This is a genomic window from Streptomyces sp. NPDC006602 (assembly GCF_042870385.1).
Taxonomy (GTDB): Bacteria; Actinomycetota; Actinomycetes; order Streptomycetales; family Streptomycetaceae; genus Streptomyces.
In genome coordinates this window covers 331,142-352,863 of record NZ_JBIAHG010000002.1, presented here as the reverse complement: position 1 = coordinate 352,863, position 21,722 = coordinate 331,142, and the positions used below count along the sequence as shown (strand labels likewise).

At 71.2% G+C, this 21,722-nt stretch carries 19 protein-coding genes and 1 pseudogene; 10 read left to right on the top strand and 10 right to left on the bottom strand.

Annotation, left to right across the window (positions count from 1 at the left end; genetic code table 11):
• The 3 genes from ACFYO2_RS06355 to ACFYO2_RS06345 are packed head-to-tail and all read right to left on the bottom strand — an operon-like array spanning nt 1 to nt 3,753.
• Nucleotides 1-1,026, bottom strand: a complete 1,026-nt coding sequence (locus ACFYO2_RS06355; RefSeq protein ID WP_388344825.1) for an ABC transporter permease — start codon at nt 1,024-1,026, stop codon at nt 1-3.
• Nucleotides 1,023-2,786 carry an ABC transporter substrate-binding protein gene (locus ACFYO2_RS06350; protein WP_388344822.1) on the bottom strand — a complete coding sequence of 588 codons (1,764 nt, stop codon included), beginning with the start codon at nt 2,784-2,786 and terminating at the stop codon, nt 1,023-1,025. Before ACFYO2_RS06350 ends, ACFYO2_RS06355 begins: the two co-directional genes overlap by 4 nt.
• A 31-nt stretch (nt 2,787-2,817) precedes the next feature.
• Complete coding sequence (locus ACFYO2_RS06345; protein WP_388344820.1) at nt 2,818-3,753, bottom strand: proline iminopeptidase-family hydrolase; 936 nt, start codon at nt 3,751-3,753, stop codon at nt 2,818-2,820.
• A 184-nt stretch (nt 3,754-3,937) separates the two neighbouring features.
• Here ACFYO2_RS06345 and ACFYO2_RS06340 point away from each other — a divergent pair, with 184 nt between their 5' ends.
• Nucleotides 3,938-4,705: a FadR/GntR family transcriptional regulator gene (locus tag ACFYO2_RS06340; protein ID WP_388344818.1), complete on the top strand. Its 768-nt coding sequence runs from the start codon at nt 3,938-3,940 to the stop codon at nt 4,703-4,705.
• 20 nt (nt 4,706-4,725) lie between these two features.
• On the opposite strand, the gene ACFYO2_RS06335 is transcribed toward ACFYO2_RS06340, so the two are convergent.
• The 4 genes and pseudogenes from ACFYO2_RS06335 to ACFYO2_RS06320 form a co-directional block, all read right to left on the bottom strand.
• Nucleotides 4,726-6,450 carry a protein kinase gene (locus ACFYO2_RS06335; RefSeq protein WP_388346061.1) on the bottom strand — a complete coding sequence of 575 codons (1,725 nt, stop codon included), beginning with the start codon at nt 6,448-6,450 and terminating at the stop codon, nt 4,726-4,728.
• A 210-nt stretch (nt 6,451-6,660) separates the two neighbouring features.
• Nucleotides 6,661-7,163, bottom strand: a pseudogene (locus ACFYO2_RS06330) (tripartite tricarboxylate transporter permease); the annotation flags it as partial.
• A 166-nt stretch (nt 7,164-7,329) separates the two neighbouring features.
• On the bottom strand, nt 7,330-7,962 hold the full coding sequence (locus tag ACFYO2_RS06325) for a response regulator (RefSeq protein WP_388344816.1): 633 nt from the start codon (nt 7,960-7,962) through the stop codon (nt 7,330-7,332).
• Entirely contained in the window at nt 7,959-9,209 is a 1,251-nt protein-coding gene (locus tag ACFYO2_RS06320) for a sensor histidine kinase (RefSeq protein WP_388344814.1), read from the bottom strand. The genes ACFYO2_RS06325 and ACFYO2_RS06320 overlap by 4 nt, the downstream gene beginning before the upstream one ends.
• Nucleotides 9,210-9,405: 196 nt before the next feature.
• Here ACFYO2_RS06320 and ACFYO2_RS06315 point away from each other — a divergent pair, with 196 nt between their 5' ends.
• The 4 genes from ACFYO2_RS06315 to ACFYO2_RS06300 all read left to right on the top strand — a co-directional run bounded on the left by ACFYO2_RS06315 (nt 9,406) and on the right by ACFYO2_RS06300 (nt 13,226).
• Nucleotides 9,406-10,188 carry a class I SAM-dependent methyltransferase gene (locus tag ACFYO2_RS06315; RefSeq protein ID WP_388344812.1) on the top strand — a complete coding sequence of 261 codons (783 nt, stop codon included), beginning with the start codon at nt 9,406-9,408 and terminating at the stop codon, nt 10,186-10,188.
• A 232-nt stretch (nt 10,189-10,420) separates the two neighbouring features.
• On the top strand, nt 10,421-11,536 hold the full coding sequence (locus ACFYO2_RS06310) for a Gfo/Idh/MocA family protein (protein ID WP_388344809.1): 1,116 nt from the start codon (nt 10,421-10,423) through the stop codon (nt 11,534-11,536).
• On the top strand, nt 11,533-12,471 hold the full coding sequence (locus tag ACFYO2_RS06305; RefSeq protein ID WP_388344807.1) for a PmoA family protein: 939 nt from the start codon (nt 11,533-11,535) through the stop codon (nt 12,469-12,471). The genes ACFYO2_RS06310 and ACFYO2_RS06305 overlap by 4 nt, the downstream gene beginning before the upstream one ends.
• A complete protein-coding gene (locus tag ACFYO2_RS06300; protein WP_388344805.1) occupies nt 12,465-13,226 on the top strand; it encodes a cupin in 762 nt (253 codons plus the stop codon). The genes ACFYO2_RS06305 and ACFYO2_RS06300 overlap by 7 nt, the downstream gene beginning before the upstream one ends.
• A gap of 113 nt (nt 13,227-13,339) precedes the next feature.
• On the opposite strand, the gene ACFYO2_RS06295 is transcribed toward ACFYO2_RS06300, so the two are convergent.
• Nucleotides 13,340-15,166 carry a glycoside hydrolase family 15 protein gene (locus ACFYO2_RS06295; protein ID WP_388344802.1) on the bottom strand — a complete coding sequence of 609 codons (1,827 nt, stop codon included), beginning with the start codon at nt 15,164-15,166 and terminating at the stop codon, nt 13,340-13,342.
• A gap of 146 nt (nt 15,167-15,312) precedes the next feature.
• Here ACFYO2_RS06295 and ACFYO2_RS06290 point away from each other — a divergent pair, with 146 nt between their 5' ends.
• Nucleotides 15,313-15,888, top strand: coding sequence for a TetR/AcrR family transcriptional regulator (locus ACFYO2_RS06290; protein ID WP_388344800.1), 576 nt, complete (start codon nt 15,313-15,315; stop codon nt 15,886-15,888).
• Between the two features lie 84 nt (nt 15,889-15,972).
• Nucleotides 15,973-17,160, top strand: a complete 1,188-nt coding sequence (locus ACFYO2_RS06285) for a GDSL-type esterase/lipase family protein (protein WP_388344798.1) — start codon at nt 15,973-15,975, stop codon at nt 17,158-17,160.
• A gap of 36 nt (nt 17,161-17,196) precedes the next feature.
• Here ACFYO2_RS06285 and ACFYO2_RS06280 read toward each other — a convergent pair whose 3' ends face one another.
• Entirely contained in the window at nt 17,197-17,976 is a 780-nt protein-coding gene (locus ACFYO2_RS06280; RefSeq protein ID WP_388344795.1) for a DeoR/GlpR family DNA-binding transcription regulator, read from the bottom strand.
• A 121-nt stretch (nt 17,977-18,097) separates the two neighbouring features.
• Here ACFYO2_RS06280 and ACFYO2_RS06275 point away from each other — a divergent pair, with 121 nt between their 5' ends.
• Nucleotides 18,098-18,979, top strand: a complete 882-nt coding sequence (locus tag ACFYO2_RS06275; protein WP_388344793.1) for an SIS domain-containing protein — start codon at nt 18,098-18,100, stop codon at nt 18,977-18,979.
• Nucleotides 18,980-19,001: 22 nt separating this feature from the next.
• The gene (locus ACFYO2_RS06270) at nt 19,002-19,850 is read left to right on the top strand and encodes a ketose-bisphosphate aldolase (protein WP_388344790.1); all 849 of its coding nucleotides are present in this window, start codon (nt 19,002-19,004) and stop codon (nt 19,848-19,850) included.
• An 8-nt stretch (nt 19,851-19,858) separates the two neighbouring features.
• On the opposite strand, the gene ACFYO2_RS06265 is transcribed toward ACFYO2_RS06270, so the two are convergent.
• Complete coding sequence (locus ACFYO2_RS06265) at nt 19,859-20,992, bottom strand: methyltransferase (RefSeq protein WP_388346059.1); 1,134 nt, start codon at nt 20,990-20,992, stop codon at nt 19,859-19,861.
• A 66-nt stretch (nt 20,993-21,058) separates the two neighbouring features.
• Here ACFYO2_RS06265 and ACFYO2_RS06260 point away from each other — a divergent pair, with 66 nt between their 5' ends.
• Nucleotides 21,059-21,700 (top strand): alpha-ketoglutarate-dependent dioxygenase AlkB family protein, encoded by a 642-nt coding sequence (locus ACFYO2_RS06260; protein WP_388344788.1) that lies wholly within the window; start codon nt 21,059-21,061, stop codon nt 21,698-21,700.
• Nucleotides 21,701-21,722 lie beyond the last annotated feature (22 nt).

The window sequence follows — 21,722 nt, the reverse complement described above, 5'->3', positions numbered from 1 at the left end:
TCACACCCCTCCGCGCAGCCGGGCGCTGGGGTCGAGCGCGTCCCGCACGCCGTCGCCCAGGACGTTGAGTGCCGCCGTGGTCAGCGCGATCAGCAGGCCCGGGGCGAGCGTCACGGTGGGGCGCGTGTAGAGCAGCCCCAGACCGTCCTCGATGATCGTGCCCCAGCTGGCGTCGGGCGGCTGGACGCCGACGGACAGGAAGGACAGGGCCGACTCGGTCAGCATGGCCAGCGCGGTCATCAACGGCACGAAGACGATCGCTGTGGGCAGGATGTTCGGCAGCACCTCCCGGCGCAGGATGCGCACCGTGGGCGCGCCGGACCCGACGGCCGCCTGGATGTACTCCTTGTTGCGCAACACCAGGACCTGGCCGCGCAACGGCCGGGCGATGTACGGCACATAGATCGCCGCGATGATCGCGACGGGCAGCCAGAGGCTACCCGCGTCCACGGTGAGCGGGCCCAGGCGCAGCCCGTTGGTGAGCAGCACGACCGACAGACAGATCGCCAGCAGATACACGGGGAACGCCCAGACCACGTCCAGGATCCGGGAGATGACGGCGTCCACGACGCCGCCCGCGTAGCCGGCGACGACTCCGACGGCCGTACCGACCAGACAGGTCAGCAGGGCCGCGGTGACACCGATGAACAGGCTCGTACGGCCGCCGTACAGCAGGCGCGCCATGACGTCGCGGCCCTGGTTGTCGGCGCCGAGGAAGTAGTGGGCGGGGTCCCAGGTGGGTCCGATGGGCGTGACACCGAGGCCGAGGCCCGTGCTGCTGGGGGTGAGTACGGGCACGGTCTTTCCGTCGACGACGGTGGTGCCGGAGACGTGGGACTGGAACGGGTCGGTGTGCGCGACGTGGTCCGCGTACAGGGGAGCGCACAGGCTCGCCAGCACGACGATCAGCAGGACGACGGCCGCGGCCACCGCCGACCTGTTGTGCGACAGGTCGGCGGCGGCCGTCCGCCAGGGGCCCGGCGAGCGCCGGGCCTCGGTCGACGGAGCGGGGAGCGTGCGGCTCATTTGACCCACGTCTGCCCGACGAGCATGTAGAACTGCTTGCTGAACTGGTAGTTGCCGACCCGCTTCGACGTGAAGTCGATCAGCTTCGGGTTGATCAGCGGGACGACCGGGGACTGAGCCATCAGCTCCTGGTCGATGGTGCCCCACTGCTGGTCGGCGCTCTTCTGGTCGGTCTGCCCGGCCTTCAGCGCGGCCTGCATCTTCGCGTCGATGCCCTTGTCGCAGAACCCGGCGATGTTGATGCTGGAGTCGCTGCCTGGGTGGTATGACGCGCAGGACAGCAGCACGTTGAGGAAGTCGGAGGCCGCCGGATAGTCCTGGTACCAGGACGTGAGCGCCAGCTGCACCTTGTTCTTGGTGTTCTGGATGTAGGTGAACTGGATGTTGCCCGACAGCGGCTTGAGCTTCGCCTTGTAGCCGAGCTGGGTGAGCAGGCTCTGCAGGTACTGCCCGATCGACTTGTTGACGTCGTCGTCCTGGACGACGATGCCGACCTCCTGCCCCGCCGTACCGGACTTCTTCACCAGCTCCTTGGCCTTGGCCAGGTCCGCGGCCGTCCAGGTCTTGCCGCCGCCCTTGGTGTAGTCGCAGGAGTCGACGTGCCCGGGGAAGCCCGGCGGCAGGATCGTGCACGCGGGGGAAGCGAGGTTCTCGCCCCCGTACAGCCGCACCACGGCGGACCGGTCGACGGCCCAGTTGATCGCCTGACGGGCCAGCTTGTTGTTGAACGGCGCCATGTTGACGTTCAGCGTCGCGTACCAGAACGCGGTCAGCGGGTTCACATGTGCCTGGGAGGAGTACTTGGTGCCGATCTCGTTCAGCCGGTCGGCGGGCGGCGGGTCGTAGATCCAGTCGGCCTGGCCGTTCTCCACGGCGGTGACCTCGGACTCGACGGTCTGGCCGAAGGTGTAGTCGATGGCGTCGGGGTAGCCCTGGGGCTGCCCCTCCCGGGACCACTCCTTGAAGTGGGGGTTGCGCACCAGCTTCAGCGCCCGGTTCGGGTCGTACGAGGCGGCCATGTACGGGCCGGTGGTCGGCAGCGGCTTGGTGCCGGCGTCCTTCGCCGGGGAGTCCTTCGGTACGACGCTGGCGTGCGGGACGGCCAGCTTGTACGGGAACTCCGGGTCCGCGGCGGTGAGGTTGACGGTGACCGTGTTCGCCGTCGCGTCGCCGGTCACGCCGCCCGCGAGCGTGCAGGAGGCGGGCTTCTTCAGGCACGCGTCGGCTCCGACGATGCCGTTGTAGAAGGTGCCGGCGGTAGGGCTGGAGACCTTGAAGATGCGCTGGAAGGACGCCACCACGTCGTCGGTGGTCAGCGCCTTGCCGTCGGAGAAGGTGATGCCCTTGCGGAGGATGAAGGTGTACGTCTTGCCGCCGTTGGTCACCTTCGGCATCGCGGCCGCCAGGTCCGGGACGACGGTGAACGACTCCTGGCCGCCGACCTTCTTGAACGAGAGCAGCCCGTCGTACATCGACTGGTACAACTGCCAGTACTGGAGTGTGTAGTTGACCTGCGGGTCGAGGCTGCCCGCGGCGGCGTGGGCGACAAGGCGCAGGGTGCCGCCCTTGTGCTGCGGCTGGAAGGCCGAGGCACTGGATGAGCCGTCACCGGAGGAGGACGTGGTCGGGTCGGAGGAGGAGCCGTCGCCGGAGGAGGAACAGGCGGCCGCGGTCAGGGCGAGAACGACGGTGCCGGCGGCGAGGGCGGACCGTCTGGCGGTGCGAGATCCTGCAGTGCGGGATCTGGTGGTGCGGGACATTCGGGGAACTCCCGTCGGTGGGTCGGGCGGATCAGTCGATGGAGTCGAGGAACGCGCCCACGACCCGGAGGTAGAGCTCCGCCTCCTCGACGTGCGGCATGTGGCTGGAGTGCTCGAACAAGTGCCAGCGGACGTCGGGGATGCGGTCGGCGAAGGGGCGGACGGTCTCGGGAGTCGCCTCGTCGTAACGCCCGGACACCAGCAGGGTCGGCACCTCGATCAGGTGCAGCCGGTCGACGACGGACCAGTCCTTGAGCGTGCCGATGACATGGAACTCGTTGGGCCCGTTCATCGTGTGGTACACGGTCGGGTCGGCCTCGATGTTGGCCCAGGTGGCCTGCACTTCGGGCGGATTGGGGACCAGGCGGCACACGTGGCGTTCGTTGAAGACCTGCTCGGCCGCGCGGTAGTCGGGGTGGTCGGTGGTCCCGGCCGTCTCGTGGGCGAGCAGGGTGTGCTGGACCTCGGGCGGGAGCTCGGAGCGCAGTTGGTCCGCCGCAGTCAGCCACAGCTCCATGGAGGCGGGGGAGTCGGCGATGACCAGGCCGCGCAGCCCGGGTGGGCGGCGTACGGCGTGTTCGGCGGCGAGCATGCCGCCCCAGGACTGGCCGAGGACGTGGTAGGCATCGGCGATGCCCAACGCCTTGAGAAGGTTGTCGAGTTCGTCGAGGAAGAGCTGGACGGTCCAGAAGTCGGCGCCTTCGCCGGGGAGATGGGTGGACAGTCCGATGCCGAGCTGGTCGTAGTGCACCACGGGGCGGCCCTGCCGGGCGAGGTCCGCGATGCTCAGCGTGTAGTTGTGGCCGGCGCCGGGGCCACCGTGCAGGACGACCAGCGGTGTCCTGCCCGGTTCGCCCGTGATCCGGTACCAGGTGGACCAGCCGTTGAAATCGACGGTTCCGGTGCGGTCGGGATCGGGGATCGCCACGATGGAGCCTCCCGGACCGGCCGGAATGAGCCAGTCCATGTCTGAAACGAGGTGGGTGAGGCGGGTGGCTGACATACTGATGGGGAAAATGGTCTGCTCACAAGACCTTTTAGTGCCGCCCGGCCCAGAAGTAACTGCGAGTTAACAGGCCCGGCCGTCAAGACCGACCCGAGGAGGACTCCTGACCGCCACACCCCCGCCGCCCGACCACGAGTTCTCCCGGATGCTCGACCGTGCCCTCCTCGGCGGCGCCCCCTCGCCGGAGTTGGGCCCGGTACGCGTGCGTTCGGCGGTCGACGAGGTCTCCGACCGGCTGCTCACCGCGATCGCCGTGGGCGACTTCCTGCCGGGCGAACGACTGCCGGTCGAGCGCGAGCTGATCCAACTGCTGCGGGTGAGCCGCCCCACCGTGCGCGAGGCCATCGCGCGGCTCCAGGCCGTGGGCGTCGTCGAGATCCGGCGCGGCCGCAACGGGGGAGCCTTCGTGCGCGACAGCTGGACCGAGTCCTCCGGGGCCGCGGTCCGGCACACCCTGCTGCCCCGCTGGGAGGAGTTCGAGCAGCTCTTCGATCTACGGGGACTGGTCGAGGGGATGGTGGCCGCGACCGCCGCCCGGCGCCGCCGCTCCGAGGACCTCGAATCCATGCGGGAGGCCCTGGCCGCCTATCTGTCCGCGCCCGGTCCACGGGAGGCGCAGGCCGCCGACAGCGCCTTCCACCAGAGCGTCCGCACCGCCACCCGCAATCCGCAGATCACCCTGCTGAGCCGGGACCTCCTCGTCCGGATCAGCCTAGGCTTCCCGGTCGAGCCGTGGGGCAAGGGCGAGCGGACGCACTTCCACCAGGGCGGCGAGGACCACAAGGCCCTCTACGGGGCGATCGCGTCGGGCGAGCCCGAGCGGGCGGAGGCGATAGCCCGCGATCACTTCACGATCAGCGCCGACATGATCCGCGACGTCCTGGCCCGCGTGCGGGCCATTGAGCCGTCCTGACGTCCCCCGGGCCGGTGGCGTCACTCGGCGCCGCGCAGTGCTTCCCAGGTCTCGCGGGCCACGATGCCGTCGGCGTCCAGGCCCTTGTCGCTCTGGAAGCGCAGCACCGCGGACTCCGTTCCGGAACCGAAGTCACCGTCCGGGTCCGTGCTCCCCGCGCCGTACCCGCGCTTCGTCAGCATGCACTGCACCTGCAGCACACGTTTACCGCTGTCCCCCTTGAGCGTGCGTCCGTTGCCGGCGTAGTGCGTGCAGTCGGAGATCCAGGGCGGGGCCGCGGGCTCGGGAGGCGGGCTGCTCGGGGACGAGGACGCAGACCCGTCGGCGGGGACGCTGGGCTCCACGGTGGGAACGGCGGGAGCGACGGGAGTGGCCGAATCGGTACGGCGCTCGGCGTCGGCGGCGGCGGAGGGCTCAGGGCCCGAGGCGGCGCCGTCGGGCTTCTCGCCGGCCACCGACGTCCCCTCCGAGCCCCCGGGCGACGGCGACGAGCCGGCATCTCCGGAGCCGGAGCCGGTGCCGGCTCCGGCTGTCGCACCGGCCCAGGGAGCGGCGGTCGCGGGGGCGTCCTGACGAGCGAGCAACACGCCCCCCGCAGCCACCGCGCAGATGAGGGTGCCCGCGGCGGCCGCCAGTACCGGCTTCTTCCGCGCCCAGGTGCGGACTCCGCGGGACCGCCCGGGCGGTGTGACGGCATCAGGACCTGCCCCCTCGATCGCCGGTCCCAAAGCGGGCGGCGCCGGCCGGCTCACCCGCTCGGCCGGGGTCGGCGGCGCTGCCTCGGGCCGGTCGTCGGGAGACGGTGAGCGGTTCTTCCCTGTGGCGGGGAAAGGGTGCAGGACCTCGTACGCCCGCTGCCGGGCCAGCACTCGGGCGCCCAACGGCTCGGGCCAGAGGGACGTCCCGGCGTGTGCCCGGGCCGTTTCGGTCAGGGCCCGCGGAGTGGGCCGCGCCTCGGGCTCCTTGGCCAGACAGGCGGACAGCAGCGAGCCGAGCGCCGCGTCCACCGCCGCGATCTCACCGAGCAGTTCGGGATACGGCTCCTCGAACGCCACCCGGTGCATCACGTCGACACCTGTGCCGTCGCCGAACGGCGCATGCCCCGTCGCCGCGTAGACCAGCGTCCCGGCCAGCGAGAACACGTCCGACGCCGTGTCGCACCTGCCCGTCCTCAGATGCTCCGGCGACATGTAGGCCGGAGTTCCCACCCGGTTGCCCGTGCCGGTGAGCGCGCTCGCGTCGACGGCCTTCGACAGGCCGAAGTCGATCACATACGCGCCCCGGACGGACAGCAGCACATTGGACGGCTTCAGATCCCGATGCACGATCCCCGCGGCGGCGAGGCCGGCGAGCGCCTGCCCCAGGTCTGCCACCAGCCGCCAGACCGCCGCGGTCTCCAGAGCGCCGTCCTGGCCCACGGCATCCGAGAGATCGAGCCCCGGGAGGTACTCGGTGGCCATCCACAGCAGTTCGTCCTGGAACCCCGTGCCGCACAGTTCCGGTGTGTGCGGCGTGCGGAGCCGGGCGTGTACCGACGCCTCACGCTCGAACCGGCGCCGGAAGTTGGAGTCGTCCGCGTACTCCGGTCTGATCACCTTCACCGCGAACAGACCGGGGCCGCCGTCCGTGGGACGTGCGAGGTAGACCCGTCCCATGCCACCGCTGCCCAGCAGTGCCAGCGGCACATAGGGTCCGATGCGGGACGGGTCGACCGGGCGCAGGGGTGCGGCACCGGTCTGCCGCAACGCGGCAGCCTCGCTTGTCGCTGAGTCCGGTGGCACCGGCCACTGTTCTGACACGGTCCCCCCGAAGTGATGTTCCCCGTACGTCAGTTCGCCCCTCCGCGGGGAGATGAGGCTAACCCAGCCTTGGCGTACGTTCTGGGTTTCGATTATTTCTGTCATGCGGGTTGCGCGAGATGGCTGATTCTGCGCGGTCGTCGCGATCAGGTCCCCGCGCGGGCGGGCCGCGAGCCTCCTCACCAGAGGCCAGGCCGGCAGGAGTGCGATCACCGCGTACACGATCACCGCGAACGGTGTGTTGACCAGTCCCGTGACGCTGCCGTCGCTGACCTGCAGCGCCCGCCGAAGCTGCTGCCGGGCGTTCGGGCCGAGGATGACGCCGATGGCGCGATGGCGGCGGGCAGGACCGGCAGGCCATAGCGCCGCATGCCGTAGCCGATCAGACCGGTGATCAGCAGGATCACCAGGTCGATCATGGACACCAGCGTGCCCGCCGCCGAGGCCGACGCCGCCGAGTCCGGTCCCGCGACGCCGTCGATGGCACCCTTGCCGAACTCGTCCTTGTGCTTCGAGAGACGTTTCGCCGTGACGTACGACAAGAAGGTGGGGATCTCCGCGCCGCCCGCCGGGATCGCGCCCAACGGGAAACCGATGAACGGCCCGCGCGGCCACGACTTCCAGGTCCGCCGCATCTCGGCGCGGTCCAGCCACGGCCGCCGATCTGTGTGCCGGTCTCTGCCGGTCGTGAGAAGGGGTGGTCCCCACGAGCACGAGCACGGCGGCCCAGAGCAGGGCGAGGGAGTGCGTGGCGCGGGCGTGCGGCCGGGGGCGAGGCGCGCGCCTGGCCCCAGACAGGACGGTCTCGGGTACGGCCGCCGGATGTCACGTCAGCAGCCGCCTCTCTTTGGCGACCGCCACCGCCCCCGCCCTCGTCTCCACCCCCAACTTGCCGTAGATCCGCCCAAGATGGGTCTTGACCGTCGCCTCGCTGATGAACAGGGCCCGGGCGATCTCCCGGTTGCCCAGGCCGCGGGCGAGCTGTCCGAGGATCTCGTGCTCGCGCGCGGACAGGGTGGGACGCGGGCTGCGCAGCCGGGTCATCAAGCGGTCGGCCACCGGGGCAGACAGGGCCGTGCGGCCGGACGCCGCGTTGTGGATCGCCGTGAACAGCTCGTCGGGGTGTTCGGCCTTGAGCAGATAGCCGGTCGCGCCCGCCTCGATGGCCCGGGTGATGTCGGCGTCGGTGTCGAACATCGTGAGCACCAGGACCCGGGGGCCCGCCCCACCCCCCTCGGAGGTCAGGCGCCGGGTGGCGGTCACGCCGTCCATCCCGCCGTCGAGCTGGAGGTCCATCAGGACGACGTCCGGGCTCAGCCGGGCAGCCATGGCGAGCGCCTCCTCGCCGGTGGCCGCCTCACCGACCACTTCGATGCCGTCGGCGCTGGACAGCAGGGCGCGCAGCCCCGCACGTACCACGGCGTGGTCGTCGCACAACAACAGCCTCACGGGCGTCACAGCACGGGCTCCTTGGGAGTGTTCGAGGCGTACCGGCGGGTGGCGGCCAAGGGTGTCAGGGGGATCGCCGCGGATACGACGGTGCCCTCGCCCGGCGTGGACTCCACTGTGAGCGTGCCGCCCGCCTGTACGGCCCTGATGCGCATGGCGGGCAGCCCGTGCCCGCGCGCGCTGTCCGGGGCCGGGCCGGACAGCGCGCGCGAGGCGTCCGCCTCGAATCCGCGCCCGTTGTCGGCGACGTCCAGCGAGATCTGGTCGTCCAGGCAGGTCAGGGTCAACGCCGCCCGGGTCGCCGCCGCGTGCTCGCGCACGTTGGCCAGCGCCCCCTGGGCGATCCGCAGCAGCGCCGCCTCGACCCGTTCCGGCAAGCGGCCCGGCTCGCCGTCGAGCCGGAACTCCACGGACAGCCCCGGACCGCTCTCCCGTTCGGCGAGTACGGCGAGCGCGCCCGGCAGGGTGTGGTCGGCGAGGTCCGCCGGCGCCAGGTCGTGCACGAACCGGCGGGCCTCCGCGAGACTGTGGGAGGTGATCTCCGCCGCCCTGTGAACGTGCTCGCGGGCCGCGTCCGGGTCGGTCCGCCAGACGCGCCCGGCGGCCTGGAGCAGCATCCGCTGACTGGACAGGCCCTGCGCGACGGTGTCGTGGATCTCCGTGGCCAGCCGCTGGCGCTCCGCCAGGACACCCGCCCGCCGTTCGGTGGCCGCGAGTTCGTGGCGCGTACGGACCAGGTCCTCGATCAGGACGCGCTGCCGGGCCCCTTGGCGCTGAAGATGCACCATCACGGCGGTGGCGACCGCGGCGACAGCGGGCGGGGCGATGACCATATTGGGATTCAACGTGCCCTGGGCGACGCGTACTTCGGAGGCCACGATCAGCGCGGTGAGCAGGGCCGCCACCGGTACCGCGATCCGCGGGGGCAGCGCGTGCAGCCCGGCGAACAGCAGCGGCATCGCGCACCACGTGGCACTCGGCGCAAGGGCCAGGAGCACGACCCAGACCGCGGACGCCGAGCCCAGCCACACCAGATGACGCCTGGTCGGGGGCGAGCCGGGGGGCGGCGCCGGAGCCAGGAAGCGACCGAGGACGTACAGCAGACAGAAGACCGCGAACAGCGCCGTCACCCACCCGGTGCGCGCTCCGTCCTGGTCGCGGGTCAGGAAACGGGCGAACGAGGAGCCGAGCAGCAGGAAGAAGGCGGCGTCCACGACCGCGCCCAGCCAGCGCTCGTCAGGATCGGTGTGTCTCATCCTCATCCTCCGTGTCTAACGCGTCGCAAGCGGCACCGCATCAACCGATCGGTTGACCCACCGCTCACCCGAACCGCCGCAGGACCGCAGCCCGTTGGCCGAGCCGGCAGCGCCGCTCCCGCACCGAGGCTGAAACCAGGACCCGCCCCCCGGCAGACGTCTTCGGAATGCGCCCTCCCGGAAAGGCAGCGACCCCATGCCCACCAAGAACCTCACCGTCAACCGTGCCGCCCTCGGCCACCGCATCGGTTACGCCCTGCGCCATCCTGACCGGGTGCCCCGCCATCTGACCCGCGTCGCCCGGGATCTGTGGCTGCGCCACCGGCACACCGACCACGTCTCCTACTACCGCGCCGTGATGCGCTCCGACACCCGGGCCGACCCGGACGCGGCGGTCGGCAGCCGCAGCCGTGAGCGATGGCTCGCGCTGGGGGCGATGCAGTTCGACTACCTGATCGGCCACGGGCTGCGCCCCGAACACCGCATGCTGGAGATCGGCTGCGGCAACCTGCGGGGCGGCTGGCGGTTCATCCGGCACCTGGAGCCCGGGCACTACCACGGCATCGACATCTCGCCCGACATCCTCGTCGCCGCGCAGGACACCGTCGTCGAGATGGGCCTGCAACAGCGGCTCCCCACACTGACCCCGGTCCGCGACCTGACGCTGCGGTTCCTGCCCGACGCCCACTTCGACGTGGTGCACGCGCACAGCGTCTTCTCGCACTCGCCGCTCCCCGTCATCGACGAGTGCCTGGCGCACGTCGGCCGGGTGCTCGCGCCGGGCGGCTGGTTCGACTTCACCTTCGACCGCACCGAGGGCGAGGAACACCACGTCCTGCGGGAGGACTTCTACTACCGCACCGAGACGCTCACGGCCCTGGCGGAACGACACGGACTGCGGGCGCGCTTCATGGACGACTGGGAGAAACTCCCGCACGGCCAGTCCAAGATCCGCGTCACTCACCGAGACGTGAACTGACCCCTCTTGCCCGTAGACGCGGCTCAGCGCCGGGAATCCGGGTGTTCCGCGCGGAAGGCTGCCTCAGGCGTGTTGCCGCTCCCCGCGGCTGCGAAGCAGCCCGGCGCCCGGACCGACGGCGGCCAAGCCCTTCCCACATCACCGCAGGGGGTTGTCCGGACATTCTCCGGGACCTAGGCTCGCTCGGAGCAAGCGCTTTCTGCATGTCCGTCGGCCGTACCAGGAGAACTGCATGCCCCCGCTCCCAGCCCGTCGCCGGGTCGCCGTCGTCGGCACCGGTGCCATCGTCAGCGGCAGTCACCTGCCGGCCGTCAGAGCCCACGCCGACCGGGTGGAACTGGTAGCCGCCGTCGACGTGGACCCGGGTCGGCTCGAGGCCTTCCGGGAGCTCGCGGGGGAGGCCGTCGCCGGGTACACGTCGATGGACGCCATGCTGGACTCGGTACGCCCGGACCTGGTCCTCATCGGCACGCCCCCGTCCCTGCACCGGGGGCAGACGGTGGCGGCGCTGAAGGCGGGCGCCTGGGTGTTGTGCGAGAAGCCGCTGACCCTGTCGCTCGCCGAGTACGACGAGATCGCGGCGGCAGAGGAGGCCTCGGGGGCGTACGCCTCCGTGGTCTTCCAGCACCGTTACGGCTCCGGCGCCGTCCACGCCCGTGAGCTGATCGCGAGCGGTGAGCTTGGTCCCCCGAGGGTCGCCCACTGCCAGACCACCTGGCACCGCGACGCCGGCTACTACGCCGTACCGTGGCGCGGGAAGTGGTCCACCGAGGGCGGCGGCCCGACGATGGGACACGGCATCCACCAGTACGACCTGCTGCTGCACCTGCTCGGCCCGTGGACGGAGATCCGGGCCATGGCGGCGCGGCTGGTCCACGACACCGAGAGCGAGGACGTGTCCACGGCCCTGGTCCGGTTCGAGAACGGCGCCCTCGCCACCGTCGTCAACAGCGTGCTCTCCCCGGACGAGGTCAGCCGCATCCGCATCGACTGCGCGGACGCGACCGTCGAGCTCACCCACCTGTACGGGCACCGCAACGAGGACTGGGCCTACATCCCGGCTTCCCACGTGGCCGCCGAACGTGCCGAGGCCTGGCGCACCCCCGCCGCCGACGTGCCCAGCTCCCACACCGCACAGCTCGGCGCGCTCCTCGACGCCTTCGACAACGGTGTCAGGCCGCCCAACAGCGGCCCCGAAGCGCGCGCGACCCTCGAATTCGCCGCCGCGCTCTACAAGGCCGCGTTCACCGGCAACCCGGTGCACGCGGGCCAGATCGGCCCTGGCGACCCGTTCTACCCGGCCATGCACGGAGACCACCCCCACTGGGCCCCGAAGGAGCGCGCATGACCATCCGCGTCAGCCACGTCCACGGCCAGCACATCGCGGTCGAGGCGGCGGACGGCACGGAGATCCTCCGCTACGTCTACCGCCCCGACGCCGAGGCCTTCGAGTCCCGCAAGCCCTACGCCCACCCGGTCCGCACCCTGGCCGGACGCACGGTGACCGGCTATCGCCCGAACGACCACCGCTGGCACAAGGGCCTGCAGATGACCGCGAGTCATCTGTCCGGCCAGAACTTCTGGGGCGGCAACTGCTACGTCCACGGCCAGGGATACCTCCCCCTGCCCGAACGCATCGGCTCCATGCGGCACGACGGCTTCCCCGCGTTCACGGTCGAGGACGACCGGCTCGCCTTCACCGAGGAACTCACCTGGGTGGAGAACGGCGGCGCCCAGTGGGCCCGCGAGGAGCGCGGTCTGACCGTCCACTCGGTCGACCAGGAGGCCGGTGCCTGGGCCCTCGACTGGTCGATCCGGCTCACCAACCTCCGCGACCAGCCCCTCGCCTTCGGCTCCCCGACGACCGAGGGCCGCGAGATGGCCGGTTACACCGGCCTGCAGTGGCGCGGGCCGCGCGACTTCACCGGCGGCACCGTCTTCGGTCCCGACATCGACGGGGGAGCGGGTGCGGACGCGGGCAAGCTGATGGGCACCCAGGGCCCGTGGCTCGCCTTCACCACCGAACACGACGACGTCGACGGGCACTCCACCCTCGTCTTCGCCCACGCTCCCGAGAACCTCGACGAGCGGGCCGCGATCCACGAGTCGCACTGGTTCGTGCGCTCCGAGCCGATTCCCACGGTCGCGTTCTCCTGGGCGTTCTTCGAGGAGTTCGAGCTGCCGCCGGGCGAGTCCTTCGCCTACCGCTACCGGGTCGTCTTCGCCGACGGCGCCTGGGACCGCGAACGCGTCGTCTCGCACCTGGAAGGGCTGCCGTGGTGAGCGGACCAGCGGCCGTGAAGCCGACCTTCCCGCACCCCCTGCCCGGCGCCGTCGGCCTTTCCCACCTGAGCGCCTACGACTGGGAGGCCGCCGACGGCGTCTGCGGCGGCAGCCCGCATCTGCACCTGGTGTGCACGGAGGCGTACGTCGTCACCGGCGGCCGGGGCGCGGTGCAGACGCTGAGCCCCGACGGCTACCGGGACATCCCCCTGGAGCCGGGCTCGGTCGCCTGGTTCACGCCGGGTACCGTGCACCGCATGGTCCAGGGCGGCGGCCTGCGCATCACCGTGCTGATGCAGAACAGCGGGCTGCCGGAGGCCGGGGACGCCGTCTTCACCTTCCCGCCCGAGGTGCTCGCCGACCCCGAGATCTACGCGGCGGTGGCGACCCTTCCGCCCGGCACGGGAGGGGAGACGGCGGCGGCAGCCCGACACCGCCGGGACCTCGCCGTCGAGGGCTACCTCGCTCTGCGCGAGGCGCTCGTCGCCGGCGACAACGGCCCGTACCTGGAGTTCCAGCGTGCCGCCGCCCGGTTGGTGCAAGCCAAGGTCCCGGCCTGGCGCGAGCTGTGGCGGGCCGGCGCGCTGGCCACCGCCGAACGCACCGGCGCCCAGCTCGACGCGCTGGCGGACGGCGCGCCGGCGTACCTCGGCGAGGCGACCGCGTACGAGGCCGTGCCCACCCGGCTCGGCGGCTTCGGGATGTGCGGCCGGCGGGACGAGTACAACCTGCCGGGGACGACGCTGCCCTCCTGATCCGGCAGAAGAGCGAGTCCGCGCGGGACTTCCCCTTCGGCCTGAGGACGTCACCGGACCGTGCCTCGGCTCTTCAGTTCCTCGGCGCTGCAGTTCCCCGGCTCGTCAGTTCCTCAGCCGAGCGCACGGTCCAGGTTGAACGCGGCGCTGATCAGGGCGAGATGGGTGAACGCCTGCGGGAAGTTGCCCTGTTGCTCACCCGTGTGGCTGATCTCCTCGGCGTACAGGCCCAGATGGTTGGCGTACGTGAGCATCTTCTCGAAGGCCAGCCGTGCCTCGTCGATCCGTCCGGCGTGGACCATGGCCTCGACGTACCAGAACGAGCAGATGGAGAACGTGCCCTCGTCGCCCCGCAGTCCGTCGGGGCTCGCCTGCGGGTCGTAGCGGTAGACCAGCGAGTCGGACACCAGGTCGTTGGTGAGCGCGTCCAGGGTGGACAGCCACTTGGGGTCGGTCGGGGCGATGAACTTCGTCAGCGGCATCATCAGGACGGCCGCGTCGAGCACGTCGCTGTCCTCGTGCTGCACGAAGGCCTGGCGGGTCTCGGACCAGCCCCGCTTCATGATCCGCCGGTAGATCGTGTCGCGGCACTCCCGCCAGCGGTTCAGATCGGCGGGCAGACCGCGCCGGTTGGCCATGCGGATCGCCCGCTCGATCGCCACCCAGCACATCAGCCGTGAGTAGAGGAAGTTCTTGCGGCCGCCGCGGGTCTCCCAGATGCCCTCGTCGGGCTGGTCCCAGTTCTCGCACACCCAGTCCACCAGCGCGGACACATCGTCCCACTGGTCACTGGAGATCGGCTTGGCCCATTTGTCGTAGAGGTAGATCGAGTCGATCAGGGCGCCGTAGATGTCGAGTTGGAGCTGGTCGGCGGCGGCGTTGCCGACCCGGACCGGCGCGGAGCCGTGGTGCCCCTCCAGGTGGTCGAGTTCGCGCTCGGCCAGATCGGTGCGACCGTCGATGCCGTACATGATCTGCAACGGGCCCGACGGTTTGCCGTCGCCGGGGCTGATGTGCCGGGTCACGAAGTTCATGAACGCCTCGGCCTCGCCGGTGAAGCCCAGCCGCAGCAGCGCGTACACGCAGAAGGCGGCGTCACGCACCCACACGTACCGGTAGTCCCAGTTGCGTTCGCCGCCGAGTTCCTCCGGCAGGCTGGTCGTCGGGGCGGCCACGATCGCGCCGGTCGGCGCGTAGGTGAGCAGCTTCAGGGTGAGGGCCGAGCGGTGCACCATCTCCCGCCAGCGGCCCCGGTACTTGGACGCGGACAGCCACTTGCGCCAGTACGCCACCGTGGTGGTGAACTGCTCCTCGGCCTCGGTCCGCGCGCACCGCCGCGGTGCCACCTCGCCGCCCACCTGGTCCAGTGCGAACACCGCCGACTCGCCCTCGGCGAGCTTGAAGTCGGCGCGTGCGTCCAGGCCGTCGACCTCCAGCGGCACGGTCGCGGTCAGCCCCAGCGACAGCTTGCTGGACTCGAAGACCGCGACGTCGCCGACCATGCGCACGGTGTGCGGCTCGGCGCCGTAGTCGAAACGCGGTGCCACGCGGGTACGGAACGGGATGGAGCCGCGCACACACAGCACCCGCCGGATCAGCCGGTGCCGTTCCGTCTCCACCGAGCCGCCGTCGACCGGCATGAAGTCCTGCACCTCGCCGACGCCGTCCTCGGTGAAGAACCGGGTGATCAGGACGTTGGTGTCGGGAAAGTAGAACTGCTTGGTGCGGGCCGGCACGCTCGCCGCCAGCTCGAAGCAGCCGCCCTTCTCCGCGTCCAGGATCGAGGCGAAGACGCTCGGGGCGTCGAACGAGGGACAGCAGTACCAGTCGATCGTGCCGTCGGTCCCCACGAGGGCCACGCTGCGCAGGTCGCCGATCAGACCGTGCTCGGCGATCGGCAGATAGGGCCCGGCCCCGGACATGCCCTGTGTTCCACGCATAGCAGCCTCCCCGGCCCGACACGCACCTCGGCATCAGCCTCAGCTTAGGGGGAGCGGGCGCCGCGACGACCAAGGAACTGGACACGGGATTTGCCTAAAGCTTGTAGCTAAATGCACAATCCCTTCAGGTGAACGAAGGGTTGGTTATGGCGCGGGTAGGACTGACCACGGAACGCCTGGTCCGGGCAGGAGCCGAGTTGGCCGACGAGGTCGGCTTCGACCAGGTGACCGTCTCGGCGCTCGCCAGGCGGTTCGAGGTGAAGGTCGCGAGTCTGTACTCGCACGTGAAGAACTCCCACGACCTCAAGGCCGGGATCGCCCTGCTCGCCCTGGAGGAACTCGCCGACCGGGGCGCCACCGCGCTCGCCGGCCGGGCCGGCAAGGACGCCCTGACCGCCTTCGCGAACGTCTACCGCGACTACGCCCGCGAGCACCCCGGCCGCTATGCCGCGACGCAGCTGAGGCTCTCCCCGGAGGTGGCGGCCGTCAGCGCCGGCCGCAGACACGCGCAGATGACGCGGGCGATCCTGCGCGGCTACGACCTGACGGAGCCGGACCAGACACATGCGGTCCGGCTGCTGGGCAGCGTCTTCCACGGCTACGTGAGCCTGGAGCTCGGGGGAGGGTTCAGCCACAGCGCCCCCGATTCACAGGAGACCTGGTCAAGAGTGATGGACGCCCTTGACGCGTTGCTGCGGAACTGGCCCGCGTCCACCACGTAGCCCGCCCAGTCCACCCGGCTTCTTGCAGTCCATCCAGCCCATGCAATCCATGCAGTTCAGTCACGTGATCAACAGGTTGAGGCAATGCACACCGAGGACAACTGGATCACCACGCCCGTCACCATGGACCTCCTGCGCGGAGCCCTCGATCTGGAGCGCACCGAGCACGGTGTGCTGCCGCACCGGCTGCCCGCCCGAGCCCGCGCCCAGTGCGCCGACGGGCAACTGGCCATGGCCGAGTCCCAGCCCTCAGGCGTACGGCTGGCCTTCCGTACCCGCGCCACCGTCGTCGAACTGGACACGCTGCCCACCAAGCGGGTCTACGTGGGCGCCCCGCCGCGCCCGGACGGTGTGTACGAACTACTGGTCGACGGGTGCCCGGCGGGCCGGGGCAGCGTCACGGACGGCCACACCGTGACCGTCGACATGACCACCGGAAGCGTCGAACACCGTGCCGGGCGGCCCGGCACCCTCCGCTTCACCGACCTGTCCGACAGCATCAAGGACGTCGAGATCTGGCTGCCGCACAACGAGACCACCGAACTGGTCGCCCTGCGCACCGACGCTCCCGTCGAGCCCGCCCCGGACCCGGGCCGCAGGGTGTGGCTGCACCACGGCAGCTCGATCAGCCACGGCTCCGACGCCGCCGGGCCCACCTCCATCTGGCCGGCCCTCGCCGCCTCCCTCGGCGGCGTCGAACTGATCAACCTGGGCCTGGGCGGCAGCGCCCTGCTCGACCCGTTCACCGCCCGCACCCTGCGCGACACGCCCGCCGACCTCATCAGCGTCAAGATCGGAATCAACCTGGTCAATCTCGACGTGATGCGCCTGCGCGCGTTCACCCCCGCCGTCCACGGCTTCCTCGACACCATCCGCGAAGGTCACCCCACCACCCCGCTGCTGGTCGTCTCGCCCATCCTGTGTCCCATCCACGAGGACACGCCCGGCCCCAGCGCCCCGGACTTCAGCAACCTCAGCGCCGGGCAACTGCGGTTCGTGGCCATGGGGGATCCGGCGGAACGCGCGAGCGGGAAACTGACCCTGGGTGTCATACGGGAGGAGCTCGCCAGGATCGTGGCGCAGCGGGCGACAGAGGATCCGAACCTGCACTACCTCGACGGCCGCGACCTCTACGGCGAGGGGGACTCCGTCGAGCTCCCGCTGCCCGACAACCTCCATCCGGACGCCGCCGCCCACCGCCACATCGGCGAACGCTTCGCCGAGCTGGCCTTCGCGACCGACGGGGCCTTCGCGGACCGCGGCGGCAACTGAGCCCCGCGGCTGCCCCCACGCCCTGCCCTGCGGCCCCTACACCGCGAGGACCCGCAGCCCCGCCTCCTCGAACCGCCGTACGGTGTCCGGCGCGGCCGCCGTGTCCGTGACCAGCGTGTTCACGGACTCCGCCGCGCAGATCCGGGCGAAGGCCCGCTGTCCCAGCTTGCTGGAGTCCGCGGCGACGATCACGCGCTCCGCGCGTTCACAGAGCAGCCGGTTGATCGCCGCCTCCGCCTCGTCGTGCGCGGCGGCACCGTGGGCGACGTCGAAGGCGACGACGCCCAGCACCGCCACGTCGACGGTGATCTGACTCAGCACACCGTCCGCGAGCGGTCCGACGAGTTCGTACGACTGGGGGCGCGCGACCCCGCCGGTCAGCACGATCTTGAACTGGGGGCGTACGGCCAGCTCGTTGGCGATGTTGAGCGCGTTCGTGACCACGGTCAGCGCGGGCGAACCGGACGCCAGGTCACCGCGCACGGCCAGGGCCCGCGCCACCTCCGTCGTGGTCGTCCCGCCGGTGAGCCCCACCGCCTCGCCGGGGGCGAGGAGGTCCGCCACCGCCTTCGCGATGCGCTGCTTCTCGGAGGCGTGGCGGGCCGTCTTGTAGCGCAGCGGCAGCTCGTACGACACCCCGTGCACGACCGCGCCGCCCCGCGTGCGCACGAGCATCTGCTGCTCGGCCAGCTGGTCGAAGTCGCGCCGGATCGTCGCGGACGAGACCGCCAGCTCGGCGGCCGCCTCCTCGACGTCCAACCGGCCGCGCTCGACCAGCAGCTCCAGCAGTGCCTTCCAACGGGCGTCGCGTGACATCCACGCCCTCCGTTCCTCGGTCTCCCAGCGACCCTAGCGCACCCCCACTCCCCCCGAATGCTTGATTGTGCTCGAAACTTCGCTATATCTTGCACAAACAATCAAAGTGGAGGGGTGAGGCATGACCCATGTCGAGGATGAGCTGACCAGCCAGCCCGAGTGCTGGACACGCGCGGCCGCACGGGCGACGGAGTACGGAGGGGCGCTGCCGGCGCCGGGGGAGCGGGTCGCGATCGTCGGCTGCGGCACCTCGTACTTCATGGCGCAGGCCGTGGCGGCGCTGCGTGAGGGATCGGGTCAGGGCGAGACGGACGCCTTCGCCGCCTCCGAGTTCCCCTACGGCCGCTCGTACGACCGGGTCGTCGCCCTCACCCGCTCCGGCACCACCACCGAAGTGCTGGAGCTGCTCGGCGAGCTGCGCGGACGCACCCGCACGACCGCCATCACCGCGGATCCCGGCACGCCCGTCATGGATGCCGCCGACGACCTCGTCGTCCTCGACTTCGCGGACGAACGCTCGGTCGTGCAGACCCGGTTCGCCACCACCGCGCTGACCCTGCTGCGTGCCCACCTCGGCCTGCACACCGAGGCCGTCGTCGCCGACGCCCGCACCGCACTTCGCTCGGAGCTGCCCCAGGGAATCGTGGACTGCGCCCAGTTCACCTTCCTCGGCCGCGGCTGGACGGTCGGGCTGGCCAACGAGGCCGCGCTGAAGATGCGCGAGGCATGCCTCGCCTGGACCGAGGCCTATCCGGCGATGGAGTACCGGCACGGCCCCATCAGCATCACCACCCACGGTACGGCCACCTGGATGCTCGGAGAGGTGCCGGGGGGCCTGCCCGAACAGGTGCGGGACACGGGCGGGCGGTGGGTCGCCGGAGGCCTCGACCCGCTCGCCGAGCTGGTCCGCGTCCAGCGGCTCGCCGTCGCCGTCGCAGCGGCCCGCGGCCTGGACCCCGACCAGCCGCGCCACCTCACCCGCTCGGTGATCCTCGCCCCCTGACCCCCCCACGGAAGGATCAGCCGTGCCCCTCGTCAACACCGGCGAACTCGTCACCCGCGCCGCCGCCACGCACTCCGCCGTCGCCGCCTTCAACATCATCACGCTGGAGCACGTCGAGGCGGTCATCGCCGGTGCGGAGTCGGTGGGTTCACCCGTCGTCCTCCAGGTCAGCGAGAACGCCGTCAAGTTCCGCTACGGACGACTGCTCCCGCTCGCCCGCGCCGCCGTCGCCGCCGCCGAACGAGCCGTCGTACCCGTCGCTCTGCACCTGGACCACGTGCAGAGCGACAACCTGCTGCGCCAGGCACCCGACGCCGGATTCAGCTCCGTCATGTACGACGCGGCCCGACTCCCCTACGAAGAGAACCTCGCCGCGACCAGGGTCGCCGCCGACTGGGCACATACCCAAGGGCTCTGGCTCGAGGCGGAGTTGGGCCGGATCGGTGGCAAGAACGGTGAGTCGCCGCTGGACGCCCACGCCCCCGGAGCCCGCACCGACCCCGCCGAGGCCCGTGCCTTCGTCGCGGACTCCGGGGTCGACGCCCTGGCCGTGGCCGTCGGCAGCTCCCACGCCATGACCACCCGCACCGCCACCCTCGACCACACCCTCCTCAGACGCCTGACCGACACCCTGGACGTACCGCTGGTGCTGCACGGCTCGTCCGGGGTCCCGAACGACGAGCTGGCCAAGGCGGCCGCGGGCGGCATCAGCAAGGTCAACGTCGGCACCGCTCTCAACATCGCCATGACGGGCGCGGTCCGCGAGTTCCTGGCGGCCCACCCCGAGGCGGTCGACTCGCGGAGGTACCTGAGCGTCGGGCGGGAGGCGATGATGCGGGCGGTGGCGGAGATCATCCGGGCGCTCGGCTGACGGGACCGCTACTTCTTGACCGCCTTCAGCACGACGAACTTGGGGTCACTGGCGACCAGTTCACTGTTGCCGAACAACCGCCGCAGCTTCAGGTGGTAGCCGAGATGACGGTTGCCGATCACCCACAGTTCGCCGCCCGGCCGCAGTGCGCGCCGCGCCCCGGTGAACATCCGCGACGCCGTGGAGTCCGTCGTCGCCTGGTGCGAGTGGAACGGCGGATTGTTGAGTACCAGATCCACGCTGTCGGTGGGAACGCCCGCCAGCCCGTCCCCGACCCGGAACTCGGCGTGCCCCGGCACGCCGTTCGCCTTGAACGTCGCCTCCGCCGAGGCCACCGCCTGGAACGACTCGTCCACGAACAGCACCTCGGCCTCGGGCTCGGCCAGCGCCATCGCCGTACCGACGACTCCGTTGCCGCACCCCAGGTCCACCACCCGCTGCCCGCCGCTGCTGCCGGGCAGGTGCTGCAGGAAGAACCGGGTGCCGATGTCGAGGCGGTCGGCGCAGAAGACCCCCGCGTGGTTGACGACGGTACGGCCCGAGACGGGGCCGAGGCCGTCGGGGAGCTCGTAGCTGTACGGCCACGGATGCGCGCCGCGTTGCGGCGACGGCTCGGGCGTGCAGAAGATCAGCCGGGCCTTCTTCTCGGCGAGCGAGGTGCGGGTCGGACCTAGGATCCGCTCGAACAACCGCAGCGTCGAGGTGTGGATCTCCTTCACCATGCCGGTGCCGACGACGACCGTGCCCTTGTGCACCGCGGGCGCCAGCCGCAGCAGCTGGTCCTCCAGCAGAGCCAGGCTCTTCGGCACCCGCACCAGCAGGACGTCGACGCGCCCGGGCGGCGGGTCCTGGGTGGTGAGCAACTGCACGGCACCGGTCTCGACGCCGGCCCGCGCCAGGTTCGCCCGGGTCGCCTCCTGGGTCAGATAGGAGTCGGTGATCTGCACCGGTCGGTGCGCCGCGAGCGCCGTGGCCAGCGCGCCCCAGCGGTCCCCGACCACCACGACCGTGCCGGACAGGGGGACGTCCTGCTCCGCGAGATGTCGGAGGAGGTACTCGTCGGAGGCGTCCCAGGCGCGCAGTCTCTCGCGCGGGTCCTCGGGGAAGCGGGACAGCTCGAGCTCGGCCCAGGGAGTCGTCATACGGTCGTTCATCGTGTGCCCAGGCTAGCCGAGCCGCAGCTCAGGGCTGTCGGGCAGGATGGAACCATGGACGCCGAGCTGTTCCCGAGGGCCCGTACGGAGGTCGCGCCGGGCGCGGTGCACGTGCCGGACTGGCTGGACACGGCCGGGCAGCGCGACCTGCTCCGGGCCTGCCGGGAGTGGGCCCGCCCGCCGGCCGGCCTCAGGACGGTCCGCACACCCGGCGGCGGCACGATGACCGCCCGCCAGGTGTGTCTGGGTTGGCACTGGTATCCGTACGCCTACGCCCGCACGGTCGCCGACGGTGACGGCGCACCGGTGAAGCCGTTCCCGTCCTGGCTCGGGGAGCTGGGCCGCCGCGCGGTGCGTGACGCCCTGGGCACGGAGTCGGCTCCGTACGACATCGCACTGATCAATTTCTACGACGGCGACGCCCGCATGGGCATGCACCGCGACAGCGACGAGAAGTCCGACGCGCCGGTGGTGTCGCTGAGCCTCGGCGACACGTGTGTCTTCCGCTTCGGCAACCCCGAGACCCGGACCCGGCCGTACACGGACGTCGAGCTGCGCAGCGGCGACCTGTTCGTCTTCGGCGGACCGTCCCGGCTCGCGTACCACGGGGTGCCCCGGGTCCAGGCGGGCACGGCGCCGCCGGAGTTGGGTCTGGTCGGGCGGTTGAACATCACGCTTCGGGTGAGCGGGCTGTAGGCCGCCGGGCCCGCGGATCATG

What these genes read in the sequence shown, in the direction of transcription:
- ACFYO2_RS06355 (WP_388344825.1), bottom strand. Translation starts at nt 1,026, where the DNA reads ATGAGCCGCACGCTCCCCGCTCCGTCGACCGAGGCCCGGCGCTCGCCG.
- ACFYO2_RS06350 (WP_388344822.1), bottom strand. Translation starts at nt 2,786, where the DNA reads ATGTCCCGCACCACCAGATCCCGCACTGCAGGATCTCGCACCGCCAGA.
- ACFYO2_RS06345 (WP_388344820.1), bottom strand. Translation starts at nt 3,753, where the DNA reads ATGGACTGGCTCATTCCGGCCGGTCCGGGAGGCTCCATCGTGGCGATC.
- ACFYO2_RS06340 (WP_388344818.1), top strand. Translation starts at nt 3,938, where the DNA reads ATGCTCGACCGTGCCCTCCTCGGCGGCGCCCCCTCGCCGGAGTTGGGC.
- ACFYO2_RS06320 (WP_388344814.1), bottom strand. Translation starts at nt 9,209, where the DNA reads ATGAGACACACCGATCCTGACGAGCGCTGGCTGGGCGCGGTCGTGGAC.
- ACFYO2_RS06315 (WP_388344812.1), top strand. Translation starts at nt 9,406, where the DNA reads ATGCCCACCAAGAACCTCACCGTCAACCGTGCCGCCCTCGGCCACCGC.
- ACFYO2_RS06310 (WP_388344809.1), top strand. Translation starts at nt 10,421, where the DNA reads ATGCCCCCGCTCCCAGCCCGTCGCCGGGTCGCCGTCGTCGGCACCGGT.
- ACFYO2_RS06305 (WP_388344807.1), top strand. Translation starts at nt 11,533, where the DNA reads ATGACCATCCGCGTCAGCCACGTCCACGGCCAGCACATCGCGGTCGAG.
- ACFYO2_RS06295 (WP_388344802.1), bottom strand. Translation starts at nt 15,166, where the DNA reads ATGCGTGGAACACAGGGCATGTCCGGGGCCGGGCCCTATCTGCCGATC.
- ACFYO2_RS06290 (WP_388344800.1), top strand. Translation starts at nt 15,313, where the DNA reads ATGGCGCGGGTAGGACTGACCACGGAACGCCTGGTCCGGGCAGGAGCC.
- ACFYO2_RS06285 (WP_388344798.1), top strand. Translation starts at nt 15,973, where the DNA reads ATGCACACCGAGGACAACTGGATCACCACGCCCGTCACCATGGACCTC.
- ACFYO2_RS06280 (WP_388344795.1), bottom strand. Translation starts at nt 17,976, where the DNA reads ATGTCACGCGACGCCCGTTGGAAGGCACTGCTGGAGCTGCTGGTCGAG.
- ACFYO2_RS06275 (WP_388344793.1), top strand. Translation starts at nt 18,098, where the DNA reads ATGACCCATGTCGAGGATGAGCTGACCAGCCAGCCCGAGTGCTGGACA.
- ACFYO2_RS06265 (WP_388346059.1), bottom strand. Translation starts at nt 20,992, where the DNA reads ATGACGACTCCCTGGGCCGAGCTCGAGCTGTCCCGCTTCCCCGAGGAC.
- ACFYO2_RS06260 (WP_388344788.1), top strand. Translation starts at nt 21,059, where the DNA reads ATGGACGCCGAGCTGTTCCCGAGGGCCCGTACGGAGGTCGCGCCGGGC.